Below are 15,064 nucleotides of genomic sequence, written 5' to 3'. Positions count from 1 at the left end.
AGTCAGAATTTAGACGCAGTGACTATCAAGTTAACACTCAAATTACTGTGGTTATTAATCGCAACAGCACTCACATGGATTCACAACGAGGAATAAATTTTTAATGTGAGTTGAATAACGCTACTCGAGCAAAACCCCTTAACAACACTTTCTCGTGCACAATGACCAAAACGTTGTCTCAATGAAGGATTTTCTAAAAGAATCTTTAGTTTTTTTGTTAAATCATTAATATCTTTTCGGGCAACAATATAACCTGTTTTGTTATTTAAAATAATGCTGGGGCATCCACCTGTATCGTATGCAATAGAAGCGCGCCCAACGGATGCCGCTTCAATGAGGATTCTGGGTACGCCTTCAGCATAAGTAGACGGCAGAGCAACGATATTCGCATCCTCAATGAGAAGCTTAACATTATCACTTTGCCCCACCCAATCAATGTAACCCTCATTATGCCATTTACTGATCAGTTCATCTGACATGGCGTCAGGATCATCTTTTGTAACGATACCAGCGACCTTTAATACAAAGTAACAACCTTCACTCTCTAAAGTTTTTTTCACTTCTACAAGATCTTGTAATCCTTTGCTCCAAATCAGCCGACTAGCAAAAAGCACAACCGGAATTTTATTTTCTGGTTCTTCTTTATAAATGTAATATTGAGTATCTACACCAGCACCATTGATGATCGCAGTTTTACTTAACTCTATGCCCGTAAGCCTTGCTATCACATCGCGATCAACATGATGTTCAAAGACAAAAAAGACACCTTCTCTTTTTGCGATCCACCTGTAAAGTGAGGCCACCAGTCTCCTGATAATTAGATACTTCATATTATCAGATGAAAAAACCCGTCCCAACCCTACAAAACTTAACACTAACTTTATATTTTTTATTTTTGCAAAAACCCCACCAATAAGACAGGCCTTGATCGTTATGCAGTGCATAATAGAAGGGTTTATTTTAGCTATTATCCTAATGGCGGAGTATATATCTTTAACAAAAACCAAGGGATTAGTTGATTGCTCAGACATTTTAGAATCATGAACAGTCAGGCCTAAAGCCTCTAATTTCTCCTTATTTTTTTGATCTGTAACATTACAAATCAAATGCACTTCATAGCCACTATCGATTGCTGCTATTGCACGCTCTTTCCAGTGTAATAAAAAGTACCAATCAGAATTAATAAAGTAACAAAGTTTTTTTATTGCTCGATTCAATGGCTTCCTCACTTTTTAGAAAAACCGTCCTTAATCCCCAGAAAAATTGCTTTGGCAAAGTTTATTTTCGACTGGGACTTCAGAACCATCAAAAAGTATTTAAACACCCTGAATAAAATTGAAATGTGACTAAATGGCCTGTTATTATTAAAAATTTTAAACGACAGCAGCAGATTTCTTACAAGATAATAAACTTTCCAAGGAGGCGGTGTGATATCACTCTCTGGCACATCATGTATGAACACCAACTCTGGCCGATAGACCAACTTAAACCCACTTGAATTTAAATACCAGGAGTAATATATGTCATCATAATAGATGAACAGATCTTTATTTATATTATAATAGGTTTCTTTTAAAACATCATGCTTAATAATTAATCCCACAAATGAAAAAGTACAGATTGGCGTAATGTCGTTATTTCTGGCGACAAAATCTGTATCATTCTTTTGATATGAAATGATTTCACTCAAACTATTCGGGATTTTTTTCCACGGGATATTCATCTTGCAACGCATCCCGGAGGGAGTGATAACTTTTGTGGCGAAAGCATCTACTCCTTGTTTATCGATTTTATCAAATGTATCCAGTAGGTCTGGAGTAGGATAAGCATCATCGTCAAAAACCATGACCCAGTCAGCATCAATATTTTTAGCAATCCATTCAGCCCCACAGTAGAAACCACCTGCACCGCCATCGTTTTTAGGGCTGGTGATAACGGAAAGCCGCGCATCGTCTAAACTGCCCAACCAGTCAGCTGTGCCATCTGTCGATGCGTTGTCAATAATAATAATATGGTTGAAAGGGAGCAGCTTAGAAGCTGCCCACGTTTTCTTTAGCTTATCGAGCCTGTTATAGGTGACGATCAGAGCCGATATATTCATCTTGGGTTAATGACAAATGCAGGCATGTCACCGTCTTTTGCTATAGCCTGGGTGTAATGACGAGCAACCTCTAAGGCCTCTGCAATAGTCACATCCATATCTAAGTAACGATAGGTCCCTAAGCGTCCAACGAATGTAATATTTTTCTCTTGGTCAGCCTCATCGAGATACTTTTGTAACAGGGACATCTCTCCCATTTGTCTAATAGGATAGTATGGGAGATCGTCCTCACCACAAGCCCGGCTGTACTCCTTGTAGCAAAGCGATGAACCATGCTGTTCCCAGGGAGCAAAATATTTATGCTCTGTTATTCTGGTGTAAGGAACATCCAGTGAGCAATAATTCATTACTGCACACCCCTGATAATCCCCCTCAACACTGAAGGCTTCAAAATCTAACGTTCTGTAACCAAGGCGACCATATCGGTATTCAAAGTAGCCGTCTAAAGGACCACAATAGAAAACATGATCATAGTTCTTTTTTGATTCATGATCATAATGGGTGTTGAGTTCAACAGTAATCCCTTTATGATTTAAAATAGATGCAACTATTGGTGTATAGCCTTCTTCAGGCATCCCCTGATATTTGTGATTAAAGTAATTATCATCATAGTTGAAGCGTACCGGAAGTCTTTTCAATATAGATGCAGGTAATTCTTTAGGTTCCATTCCCCATTGCTTGATGGTATATCCCTTAAAGAACGCTTCATATAACTCTTTGCCTACAAACTTTAGCGCTTGATCCTCAAAGGTTTTTGGCTCCAAAATTGAAGCATCCCCTTTCGAGGAGATCAAATCTTTCGCCTCTGCGGGTGAACAGGTTTTTCCGAAAAATTGGTTGATAGTATGTAAATTAATTGGCAGTGAGAATACTTGATTATTAACAGTCGCTTTAACCCTGTTTGTATAAGGCATCATATTACAGTGACTGTTAATGTAATCCCAAACTTCTTTATTATCCGTATGGAATATATGTGGGCCATAGGTGTGTACCATGACACCCGTTTTTTCATCACGATGACTGTAGCAATTTCCGGCAATATGGTCTCGGGAGTCAATAACCCTGACATTATGCCCTGCTACTGCTAATTCGCGAGCAATAACTGCACCGGAGAACCCAGCACCTACAATCAATATTTCTTTTTGCATTTTATTACCCTAAAATTACTTTACGGATCTTATAATAATTACGAGCAATTACTTGCCTACGCTGGCTGCCAACAGGTGCAAACTTATTTAAGTAAGGCATTAGTTTTCTTTTGATTTTTGTTTGTAAAAGAATTTTGTCTTCTATGCTAACGGAAAAAATACCCGCATTTGATTTATTCAATCTATCTAGCACTTCTTTATGCCAAGGCGTGGAGTCAATATACTTCATGAAGTTATCGAAGAAATCGACATTTGCAGTATCCCACGGTTTATTATCCCCGGCAAAATGAATCATGCTTGGTGTTTTTCTTGACTCCAGAAAACGCATGTATGTTGAAAATTGCAGGTTCGGGAAAAAGTCATCTGTATTACCATTGCCGTGATATACATTCCATTCCAGAGGCAGGAAATGAACCCTTCCAAAGAAAACCTTATTCATAATGTCCTGATCTAAAAACCAATACTTCCTGGCTTTCATTGCAGATATTAATTTAGTAAAGGTATCTTCTTTATTCATTTGAGAAATATTAAAGATAATTATTCCTGCCTGAAAATACTGCTGCGTGTCAGTCATTCCCAGTACACTTGTCAGGTAATCACCTGCGTGTATACTTTTTGGCTCATCATCAATGTGAGTCATGGCGCCAAATTTGACAAACCCTTCCATTACAATATCTTTTACAGCAGCTACCAGGTTGTCTTGAAGATCTACACTCGCTAGCTCTGCAATATCGCTTTCTACAATGGTATCAGCATCGATAAAGATCACTCTTTCTGAATTCGAGAAGAGCGAAGGGATGAAAAGTCGCGCATAGGTAGCGGCACTAAAATGTGCGCGAGTATAAACACTACGCATCTCACTAAAAGCATTGACGTCGAAAAATCGTATTTTAAAATTAGGAAGATTTTTAATCAGTCCTACTAATCTTGATTTATTCCTTTCTGATACATTATTCTCTAAAATCACAATATCATAATTACGATCTATAGAGGAGTTTTTACAAATAGAGTTAATGAGTGCACCGCCACTCAATGCATAATTGTCGTCAAAACAAATAACCACCTGAACATTCCGCTCATCAAATGCCGGGTTGAGCTTGCCATTGAAAGTTTCATTTTTAATGAACGTTCGTTGCAGTTCTTTCTTTACTAGCGGCTGTTTTTTCTCTTTGTTAAGAATGAAAATGTTAAACAGCCTTTCGGAGATATGACCAATTACTCTTTTTTCCTGTGAAGAATAGTTTCTCATCGAAAAATGATTTTCAAAGTGGTCAAATATTGAAAAAAGCCACTCTGAATATTCAATGAAAATTTCCTTTTTCATCACAAACATATTTGTGTAGTAACCATCTGTTGCCTGATTGAACTCTCGAACAGCGGTTGCATATTCTGGATAGAGAAAGAGCAAGCTATCAATCGCGCCTTGGTAATCTTCAATATGCAAATGAGGTGATGATTTATAATGATCGTAGTTATTTTTACTACCGGCCTGTTTGACACTCCATTTTTTTGGTAGCAGTATATCTACGCCAGAAACGGCTTCATTGATGCTTTTTTCATTGAGCCCGAACTTTTCTTCGTATGCTGTAGACAGAAGATTTTCATTTACCACGCCCCAAACATCTTCTTCATAACCTTGATTTTCAGAAAAATTGAGATGTCTGCGATAATGCATAAAACCGACATAGTCGGGAAGCTCTTCGTTTTTCCACACCCAATACTGCGCAGTTAATTCACAATAAAACGGGTTTTTGTATGAAATGTTATCACCCGTATTGTCACCCATACAGCAAATATCATTATAACTATTTTCTTTACCAACGTGAATTGGCTTAATGATGTCTGAACTTAAAAAAGCACTTGGCTTATGGTGGCTAGTAAATAATACAACTTTTGAGAATTCAGCTTTCACTTATGATCCCTTACATGGAAGAGCGATATTGTTCAAGTATTTCTTCAGCCTTGCCCGAGGCTTTAAGACGGTGATTTTCAATCCAGATAACACGGTCACAAATTTTCTCAATATCAGAGAGGTTGTGACTCACGAACAAGATTGTGACCCCTTTAGCCTTAAATTGGTTGATCGTATCGATGCATTTTTTTTGAAATGCATAATCACCAACAGCCAGCACTTCATCTATAATCAAAATATCAGGATCTACCTGAGTGATAACTGAAAACCCTAGCTTTGCTAACATCCCACTTGAATAAACACGTATGGGTTCATCAATAAACTCTCCCAACTCTGAGAATTCAATTATTTTATCAATTCTTTCATTTAATTGTTTGCGGCGTAATCCTAAAAGAGTGGCATTCAAACGAATATTCTCCCGACCTGTCAGCTCAGGGTGAAAACCTCCACCTAACTCTAGCATTGAAGCAACCCTACCTCGGGTCACGACATTTCCTTTAGTCGGTTTTATTACGCCAGCAACTAAACCAAGAGATGTACTTTTTCCTGCTCCATTTCGCCCAATCAATGCGACTGACTGCCCCTTTTCCACCTCAAAACTAATATCTTCAATTGCAAGATAACTTCTACCCGAGAGCAAACTCAATGCCCGCTTTGGGTTAAAGATCAGTTCTTTGATTCCTGAACCAATATGATGATATAACGGATAGCTTTTTGTTACTGAATTAAACTCAATTGCGACTTGCATCATAAAATCTCTGCAAAACGATATTTTAATTTATTGAACACCCAGGCGCCCAATGCGAGTATCACAAAACCAACAAGATAGAGAGTAAAGATCTTCTCATAATCAATATGGCCATTCATGAACAAGTCACGCCAGCTCAGCACCATATCTGCCAGTGGGTTATACTCAATCAACCATTGATAATTTTGCGGAATCATATCTCCCGCGTAAAGAATTGGCGTGCAGTAAAACAGCAGCATTATCCCCAGAGTAACAAACCTCTCTAAATCACGGAAAAACAGATTCAGCGTCGAAAGAATAAGTGCAATCCCATAAGAAAATATGAGCTGGCCGACCAAAATAATGGGTATTCCAAATATCCAGTTCCAGTGTGGAGTCATATTGTAAATCAGGAGGAAAACAATAATGACGGGAATCGTACACAAGAAATGTAAACACTCCATCATGACATTACTGAAAGGAATTACCGACCGAGGAAACACTGTTTTCTTGATGATTTGGGCATTAGCAATAAAGGAAAACAGCGAGTTCGTCGTTGAACTCGCAAACCATTGCCACGGAAAAAGTCCAGTGATAATAAAAATGGTGTAGTTTGGAATTTGAACCCGCATGATTAACTTAAAAATAAAGTAATAAATCATTGCAAAAAGCAACGGATTAGCAATTGACCAAAGGTAGCCCAGAAAACTGCTTTTGTAACGAACTTTAAGTTCTTTTTCCGTGATTACGGTAATAAGATCAACAAGATACCCTAAACTAAACTTCATACATTTCGCTCTAGTAATAATCGCACTTGGGTGATTAATTAGTGATCAATTATGGACGTAATATTGCAGCCACGCTACCGCCCTTGGTTTACAGCTACCAAAGTGCTTGTGCTCATCAACATTGTCCAAATACCAGTATATTTGGTTAATAATAGAATTATTTGGTAACCACTAATGTTTCATAAAGTTACACAAATTAATTTTCACCGTATATATTCGTAGTCTACTTAGGCTTAATTTACCAGTGCTGAATAAAGAAAAAAGCCTGCATATTTGCAGGCTTATGATTTGTAAGGCTTTTAATTGAATCCGTTGGGATTCTTGCTCTGCCAGTTCCAGGTGTCGCGCATCATCTCATCGATGCCACGGCTCACACGCCAGTCTAGCTCGCGGTCGGCAAGGCTGGCATCGGCCCAGAAGGCTGCCAGATCCCCCGCGCGACGCGGTTTGATTTCGAAGGGAATGGTCTTACCGGACGCTTTCTCAAAGGCTTTGATCATCTCCAGCACCGAGTAACCTTTACCCGCACCGAGATTATACGCCGTGTAGCCGGTGTTCTTCGCCAGGTGGTCCAGCGCTTTCAGGTGCCCTTCTGCCAGGTCCATCACGTGGATGTAGTCACGCTGACAGGTGCCGTCTGGGGTAGGATAATCACCACCAAACACCCCTAATTGCGGCAGGCGGCCAATTGCCACTTGTGCAATATACGGCAGCAAGTTGTTGGGAATCCCTGACGGATCTTCGCCAATCTCGCCGGACTCATGTGCGCCAACCGGGTTGAAGTAACGCAGTGCAATGGTGTTGAACTGCGGTTCCGCCTTGGCAAAATCACGCAGAACCCACTCAATCATCAGCTTTGAGGTGCCATAAGGGCTGGTGGTGCCGCCGATTTGTGTGGTTTCAACATAGGGAACCGGCGCGTGCTCACCGTAAACGGTCGCAGAGGAACTGAAAATGAAGTTCCATACATTCGCTGCGCGCATCTCTTCCAGCAGAACGACAGTGCCGGAAACGTTGTTTTCATAGTATTCCAGCGGTTTGCGGGTGGACTCACCAACTGCTTTCAGTGCCGCAAAGTGAATGACCGCGTCAATTTGGTGCGCGGCAAACAGATCGCGCAGGCAGGCACGATCCAGTACATCACCCTCAACAAAAACGGCACTTTTTCCCGCCAGTTTTTCGACCCGGCGGATCGACTCCTGCGAGGCATTGCTTAAATTATCCAGTACTACAACATCATCGCCGCGCTGCAACAGCGCCAGCACGGTATGCGAGCCAATGTAACCCGCACCCCCGGTAACCAGGATAGCCATGTCCACTCCTTTATAACCGCAGGCTAAGCCTGCGGCAGAACAATTAGGGGGTTATTTTGCCAGGATTGCTTTAATGGCGTCACGGAATTCTTGTCCCTGAGCGGTATGACGCAGGCCATAAGAGACAAACGCCTGCATGTAGCCCAGTTTACGTCCACAGTCGAAGCTGCGGCCGGTCAGCAATGCGGCATCTACCGGCTTTTTCTTGCTCAGGTTGGCAATCGCATCGGTTAACTGAATGCGGTTCCAGGCACCCGGTTCCAGGTGCTCCAGCTCGGCCCAAATGTCAGCTGAAAGCACATAGCGACCCACGGCGGCCAGGTCTGAACCCAACTCACCTGGATTTTCTGGTTTTTCGACGAAATTATTAATCACGCCAACGTCACCTGGGTTTTCCAGTGGCAGTTCGGTGGTGATCACCGAGTATTCAGACAAATCAGCCTCTGGCATATGAGCCGCCAGTACCTGGCTGCGTCCTGTCTCTTCAAAACGGGCCACCATTGCAGCAAGGTTGTAGCGCAGATGGTCAGCGGTGGAGTTATCCAGCAGCACATCTGGCAGGACCACCACAAACGGGTTGTCACCGATCATTGGACGGGCGCAAAGCACCGAATGACCAAGACCCAGAGGCTGAGACTGGCGTACGTTCATGATGGTCACGCCCGGTGGGCAGATTGACTGCACTTCACTCAGCAGCTGACGCTTAACGCGCGCTTCCAGCAGGGCTTCCAGCTCATAAGTGGTATCGAAATGGTTTTCCACCGCATTTTTGGAAGCATGAGTGACCAGCACAATCTCCTTGATACCCGCCGCAACACACTCGTCAACGATGTACTGGATCATTGGCTTATCCACGATCGGCAGCATCTCTTTCGGAATGGCTTTTGTCGCAGGCAACATGTGCATACCGAGACCGGCAACCGGGATTACAGCTTTAAGCTTGGTCATATTTATTCCATTTAATGAAGTGAATGCATAAGGTCGATTATGCCGTATCGGCCGGAATTTACAGTATAAACTTTATCTGAAAACCTTAAAGTAACTGACTGTCCTAATTTAATAAATGAGAAAAATAACCCGTTCAGCCTGCCCTTAAGTTGCGAAAAGCGCTACAAAAAGTGGCCGGATAAAAAAAGATAAACGCAGCGGCATAATCGACAAAAAATGCGCCCGTAGCACCGCTACGGGCGGGGGACTAAAGCCAGTGTTCAAACCATTCTGGCATGATAAACAGATTGAAATGATTGACCAGCACCATCACGCCGACAAACACCACCGACACGGCCACCCACTGGCGTGCATACGGCAGGAAGCGAATACCAATCACCGGACGGATAAAGAACGGGTGGGCAAAGGCCGAGATCAGCACCTGGGAAATTGACAAGGTCATAGCAACATACATCACATTCGGCCAGATCAGCGTCGTTGCCAATACAGCCAAAACCACCACGCTTGCGACAATGTTCCAGTAAAACTCCACGTTGGTGCGGCCATTGGCCTGTGAAATTGCCCCGGTAAGTCCGCCCATCGGGCGCAGCATACCGAACAGCAGCATCAGTGGGATCAGATGATAAACCTGCTCGTGTGCAGTGCCATACAGCACGCGGACAATAACCGGCGCAAAGATGCCAATCCCCAGATACAGCAGGCTGCTAAACAGCATGATGACCAGGGTGCCTTTGAGGAACAGCTGTTTCAGCTGTTCACCGTCATGCTGCTTTTCCGCAAAGCGTGGCAGCGCGAGGCGGTTAATCACCGGGGTGATCAGTTTCAGGGGCTGTAGCACCAACTCTTTCGCCAGTGAATAGATACCCAGCATGTCCGCTCCCATCACCTTACCGACGATCAAGGCATCTGCCTGGGTACGTAGCTGGTTAATGGTTTGCGAACCGAGTTGGTACATGCCGTAGCGCACAGCACTGACAAAGGTCGGCTTATCAAACTCGTAGGTGGGTCGCCAGGATTTTTCACCAAAAGCGATCATGCAGAGGATGCGGGTGAAGGCGTTAATGAACAGGCCCAGAATGGCTGCTGCTACCGTCAGCGAGGTGAAATAGAGCATCGCAACGGTACAGATAAAGGCAAACAGCTTGGTGGCCATCTCAATTTTGGCCAACAGCACCATACGTTTGCTTTTGATGTAGTGCGCCTGATATTGCGATAAGTGCCCTAGCACAAGGAAGTTAAGGCTGGTGAGAGAAATTAACCCGACCAGCTCCGGCAGATGGTAGAACCACGCCACCGGCCAGGCAATCGCAATCAAAATCAGCCCGGTCATCAGACTTAATGAGACATTGACCCAGTAAATCGTGCTCTGCTCACGGCGGGAGATCTCCTGGCGATGCACAATATAGCTGCTCATCCCCATATCTTGCAGCACGGTGGCGACCGCCAAAATGGCATTGATGATCGCCAGCAGTCCCAGTTCGTGGGTTTCCAGTTTGCGCGCCAGTACGCTGAGTTGCAGTACTTGCAATACTGCCGCAAAACAGGTGCTGCCAAACAACCAGACTGCCTGTGACTTTAATCCACTCACACCAGTTCCTCCAGCAACTTAGCCAGCTCCGCATAGGCGGTATGCTGGTTGAATTCCGTTTCGACTTTGTCGCGTGCGGCTGCAACCACCGGGGCCACATTTACGCCGCCCTGAGAGAGGTGCAAGAGCGTATTTGCCAACGCTTCAGCATCGTCTTCTGGCACCAGCCAGCCAGACACGCCATCTTCAATCAGTTCTGGAATACCGCTGTGGAAAGTCGATACCACCGGCAAACCGGCTGCCATCGCCTCCATTAAGGCCACGGGAATCCCTTCCATGTCCCCATCGGCGGCGGTTTTGGAAGGCAGCAAGAAAATGTCCGCTTCGCTCAACGCCTGGCGGATCTCCTCCTGCGGTTTGAAGCCTGGCATGGTGACGCTTTCCGCCAGACCCGCGCGTGCCACATGCTCACGCATCATCCCTTCCTGATCGCCATTACCAATAATGGTGTAATGAAACTCTCCGCCTTTCGCTTTGAGGATCTCACTGGCTTTTACCGCGACATCCAGACCTTTCTTCTCGGTGAGACGGGCGACAGAGACGATGCGCAGTGGCTTGCGGAACGCCGTGCGCGGGGTATAGCTAAATTTCTCGGGTTCAATGCCCATGCGCACCACGCGAATTTTTTCCGCCGGGCAGCCCATGCGCTGTAACTTTCCTTCCCACAGACGGCTGATCGGCAGCAGCAGCTCACTCTGCTGAAACAGGTTTTGGTAGTCCTGCTGATGCTCCGCCAGAATATGTCGCCGGGAGATATCCGCTCCGTGGAACACCGTGGCTTGCTTACCTTGCAACACACCCAGCTCACGCAGTTTATTGGCCAACGCACCGGCATAGCCAAAATGCACGAGGAAAACATCGGCTTTCCAGGTCTGGCGCGCATTAGCCACAATCGCGGGCAGCAGCAGTTTGCTGGATTGTGCGCCGTAACGGCGCACATTGAGTGAACGGAGCAGTGACGGTTTTGCCACTTTCGGCAGCACCATTTTCAGCCGCTGGTTGAGCTTATCAAAGGTGGAGACTTTCTCATCCGGCAGGAGATAGTGGGTTTTGGCCGCCAGCGCATACTCATCAAAGGCCTTGTGCCGGTTCACCAGATCGCCCGGAAACACCGAAAGGATCTCCACATCGTAACCAGCGTCAATAAACCACGTCACCTGATTCAGGACGAAAGTCTCAGAAGCCACCGGAAAACGCATCGTGAAAAATGTCACTTTCATGGTATTACCCCACTACGTTGAGAATTTCAGCGGTGATGCGGTTACCGATCACCCGTTCATTCTCCACGGCTGCGGCCACTTTGTGTTTCACGTTGTCATAGTCCGCCAGCACGGTGTGTACTTTGTCGATCAGCGTGCCGTCCATCAGGCTCTGCACATCTGTCGCCATCTGCGGCAAGCCAAGCTGGTTCATCACCCCTTTAGACTTGTGTTCGTAGTTAATCGCTACCGCTGGCGTGCCGAAGTTCATGGAGATAATCGCCGAGTGGAGGCGAGTACCAATCGTCAGGTGGCAATCTGCCAGCAGAATGCCCAGCTCCAGGTCGTTAAACTCATCCATGATGACGTGATAATGCTCAGGGTGATCGACGTGATCGCGCAGCGTCAGAGCGACCATGCGATCATCCTTGGCGTAGCTGTCGATACCGGTACAGGTAGAGAAAGCCACGACCTGATAACCCGCACCAATCATTGCGTTAATCACTCGACCAAAGGCCGCTTCGTACTCGGTTTGCGTCACACCAAGACGTTTGTCAAACGGTGCCAGTTCGCGCACGGTAATTGCAATGGTTTTGCGTCCGCCAATCACCCCTTTCCAGTGCAGAAGATTGTGGCTGGGATTGGCGATCGTCCGGTCGCTGACCAGGAAAGCCGTATCGACACCGGCAGCCACTTTGTTGGTGGTAACGCCATCCTGCTTCATCAGGTCGAGGCTGACCGACTCACGCAGTACCAGCGTGTTAACCCGCTCAAACACAAAGTTTGCCAACGCATTAACGCGCGGGTTACGGAATGGGCCGACGGAGTGGCCAATCATGTAGATCGGTTTTTTTGCCATCAGCGCGCACAGCGCATGGTCAAACTGCGTCACACCATACAGGTCAACGAAGAATGAACCTCCGACCTGAATCAACGCATCGTATTGTGCCAGGCTGTTGCTGAATTCCGCCAAATGCGGAGGAACAGAAAAGGACTTATAAATGCCGCCTTTACCGAGGTGCGCCATCATAATGTCGGGCATTAAACGGTTGGCAACCTTACGTTTTACTGTGCCCACCAGGCCTTTCGCCCCACTGCGGTTATGCAGATACAAGGCATCCTGTTGGATATTCTGCTGGAGCAGATAGCCGGAGCTGGTCGGGTAACGGCTGATCACATCAATCTCTAAATCGCTGCGTGCTGCTTTGATCGAATCAATTAAACCACGCAAAATCGCGCCATCCCCGCGATTACCGCACGTATGGTTACCCACTAATAAAATCTTCATACAAACTCCAGATAACTTTTTTTATTTGTGCAAGCCGCCATATCCGCTTACTGGCAATGTGAGCTCAGTGAAATCACCGCAAAACCATCAAAGCTGGCGGACACAACGTGGCCGCCAGACGTACTGCTAACTACTGCTGTTTTAAAGCAAACCACGGGATGGCACAGGGCTTCCCGTTAATCACCACCGAAATAAAACCGCCCGGTGCACGCGTATCCACCTGATCCGCCGATAAGTGGCGCGAGGCCAATAGCAAATCGCCCTGCTCATTCGCGCCCACGCCCGCTTTGCCGTTGTGCAAACTGAAACGTTGCGCGGCAGTGACCGCCCCCGCAACAGGTTGTGCCTGGGTCATTTGCGCATCAACACGCGCACAGCGTCCGGTGGCAAAACGGTCACGGCCCGTGCTTTTGATTAAGATCACCGCACTCGGTGTCCAGCCCGCGAGGCGCACAAACAGGCGTGTGTCGCTCTCTTTACTGGCCACATATTGCACCTCAACCACCGGACTGCTTCCCTCCGCAGACCAGCTCACTTCGGCATGGCTTTTTTTGCGCTGTACTTTGATCAGCGCCCGTCCGCCGGTATTTTTCGCATCCATCAAATCCAACAGGGGCTGACTGTCACTGCCGTTGCTAAAACCAGACTGGCCCAGCAGTTCCACTTCCCAGCTATCGCCCACATCAGGGGAGAACAGGGTGCCCAGTTCAAACCACGTCGGCTGCGCGCTGTTATTACTTAAGCGCCAGCGTGAGGTGATGTAGTTGTATTTCAGGCTGCCATCGGTCGCGACGCCGTAAGACTCAACCCGCGTTGAGCCCATTTCCCAGACATTGAGCCAGCGCTCACCCTGTTCTGAGTTGTCGATCCAACTGCCCGATTGCAGATTGGTTTGCCGCATATTGAGCCGCGAGTTGTGGGCGATCAGCGGGTTTTTGCAATCTTCCAGGCTCAGCGCATCAATGATCCACTGGCCGTTGGAGATATCCCCCGGATGTTCACTGTGTTCAATCCAGCCGTTATGAATGATTGACTGGCTGCAACGCGGCAAATTGAGCACTTTGCCGCCGCTACAGTGTTGGGCATTAAAGTTAGACAGCTCAATGGCCGTGCTGTGGTCCCAGACGCCCTTTTTCTGCCCTGACCAACCGGCCTTGATAACATCGCCGGTACACCAGGCGGCGTACCACTGATCGATTTTACAATCGAGCGTATCCAGCAGGCTCAGCGCCGTGCCGCCGACCTGGTTGAAACGTAAACAGGCACCACGGAAAAACTGACCGCCGGGAATCACGTTACGGAACAGCCCCTGGCGATTCGGGTGTTTGTCCGTGTTGCCGTTGAAAATCAGGTTAGAGAGTTCCACCCACCGCGCGCTGACGTTGAACATAAACTCCGCGTCGCCATCGGACACCAGCGTCGTCGCCGGGAAGTAGCCAAAATTCACCATTGCGCCGGAAAGGCGGAAAAAGCGTCGCTGCTCACTGGAAAAATCACAGTGCGAGACAAAAAACGTTCCCGCCGGGAACTGCACACAAATGGATTGATCGGCCTGTTCAGACCAGCTGTACATGGCATTGATGGCCGGTGCGGTGTCGGTTTTGCCGTCCGCAATCGCCCCGAAGTCAAACAGCGTGAGCCGGTTAAAGTCTTCCACTACGCGTCGCCAGTGAAAGCCCGCCCCGCTAAAAATCACCCCGCCATCATCTTTAGCTTCTGTCATGCTGCCGACAAATTCACCGCCCCCCACTTCGAGATCCGGATGCCAGCTTTTGAGTTTGATTTTTGCCCCTTCAAACATCGGCTGCGTCTGCCGCAGTACCGCCACAGAGGGAATTTCACCAATCAGCTGATATCCGGTAGGCAAGGCCAGACGCTGACTGAAAGCAGCAACATCCGGGTGAGGTTCACCGTTGCCTGGCACAGGTGCTGGCAGTGCAGGATCGCGCTTTGCCGCATAAGTCGTCAGGGCGCTGGCTGAAAATGCCGCGACCACTGAGGTCGCCGCAGTCTGTAAGATGGCTCTTCTTTTCATGCATTACATCCCGTGGT

General features: G+C 46.6%; 12 protein-coding genes. All 12 read right to left on the bottom strand.

Translation table 11 applies throughout. The features are described from left to right. Positions 1-80: 80 nt before the first annotated feature. Complete coding sequence (locus F3J40_RS23870; protein ID WP_205297508.1) at positions 81-1,217, bottom strand: glycosyltransferase family 4 protein; 1,137 nt, start codon at positions 1,215-1,217, stop codon at positions 81-83. An 8-nt stretch (positions 1,218-1,225) separates the two neighbouring features. Then, a complete protein-coding gene (locus F3J40_RS23865; RefSeq protein ID WP_167018608.1) occupies positions 1,226-2,101 on the bottom strand; it encodes a glycosyltransferase in 876 nt (291 codons plus the stop codon). After that, positions 2,098-3,249, bottom strand: a complete 1,152-nt coding sequence (gene glf / locus F3J40_RS23860) for a UDP-galactopyranose mutase (protein ID WP_167018606.1) — start codon at positions 3,247-3,249, stop codon at positions 2,098-2,100. The genes F3J40_RS23865 and glf overlap by 4 nt, the downstream gene beginning before the upstream one ends. Positions 3,250-3,253: 4 nt before the next feature. Then, the gene (locus F3J40_RS23855; RefSeq protein WP_167018604.1) at positions 3,254-5,161 is read right to left on the bottom strand and encodes a DUF4422 domain-containing protein; all 1,908 of its coding nucleotides are present in this window, start codon (positions 5,159-5,161) and stop codon (positions 3,254-3,256) included. A 10-nt stretch (positions 5,162-5,171) separates the two neighbouring features. Next, positions 5,172-5,909: an ABC transporter ATP-binding protein gene (locus tag F3J40_RS23850; RefSeq protein ID WP_167018656.1), complete on the bottom strand. Its 738-nt coding sequence runs from the start codon at positions 5,907-5,909 to the stop codon at positions 5,172-5,174. Next, positions 5,909-6,676 (bottom strand): ABC transporter permease, encoded by a 768-nt coding sequence (locus F3J40_RS23845; RefSeq protein ID WP_167018601.1) that lies wholly within the window; start codon positions 6,674-6,676, stop codon positions 5,909-5,911. The genes F3J40_RS23850 and F3J40_RS23845 overlap by 1 nt, the downstream gene beginning before the upstream one ends. Before the next feature lie 299 nt (positions 6,677-6,975). Further along, positions 6,976-7,989 (bottom strand): UDP-glucose 4-epimerase GalE, encoded by a 1,014-nt coding sequence (gene galE / locus F3J40_RS23840; protein WP_167018599.1) that lies wholly within the window; start codon positions 7,987-7,989, stop codon positions 6,976-6,978. 51 nt (positions 7,990-8,040) lie between these two features. After that, positions 8,041-8,937 (bottom strand): UTP--glucose-1-phosphate uridylyltransferase GalF, encoded by an 897-nt coding sequence (gene galF, locus F3J40_RS23835; RefSeq protein ID WP_167018598.1) that lies wholly within the window; start codon positions 8,935-8,937, stop codon positions 8,041-8,043. Positions 8,938-9,184: 247 nt separating this feature from the next. Then, entirely contained in the window at positions 9,185-10,525 is a 1,341-nt protein-coding gene (locus tag F3J40_RS23830) for an MOP flippase family protein (RefSeq protein ID WP_167018596.1), read from the bottom strand. Continuing rightward, a complete protein-coding gene (locus F3J40_RS23825) occupies positions 10,522-11,745 on the bottom strand; it encodes a glycosyltransferase (RefSeq protein WP_167018594.1) in 1,224 nt (407 codons plus the stop codon). Before F3J40_RS23825 ends, F3J40_RS23830 begins: the two co-directional genes overlap by 4 nt. Before the next feature lie 4 nt (positions 11,746-11,749). Further along, entirely contained in the window at positions 11,750-13,012 is a 1,263-nt protein-coding gene (gene wcaK, locus F3J40_RS23820) for a colanic acid biosynthesis pyruvyl transferase WcaK (protein WP_167018592.1), read from the bottom strand. A gap of 130 nt (positions 13,013-13,142) precedes the next feature. Beyond that, positions 13,143-15,047, bottom strand: a complete 1,905-nt coding sequence (locus F3J40_RS23815) for a putative phage tail protein (protein WP_167018590.1) — start codon at positions 15,045-15,047, stop codon at positions 13,143-13,145. Positions 15,048-15,064: the final 17 nt, after the last annotated feature.

It is taken from the genome of Candidatus Pantoea multigeneris (assembly GCF_011752615.1).
GTDB lineage: Bacteria > Pseudomonadota > Gammaproteobacteria > Enterobacterales > Enterobacteriaceae > Pantoea > Pantoea multigeneris.
This window is presented reverse-complemented; position numbering and strand designations above follow the sequence as displayed.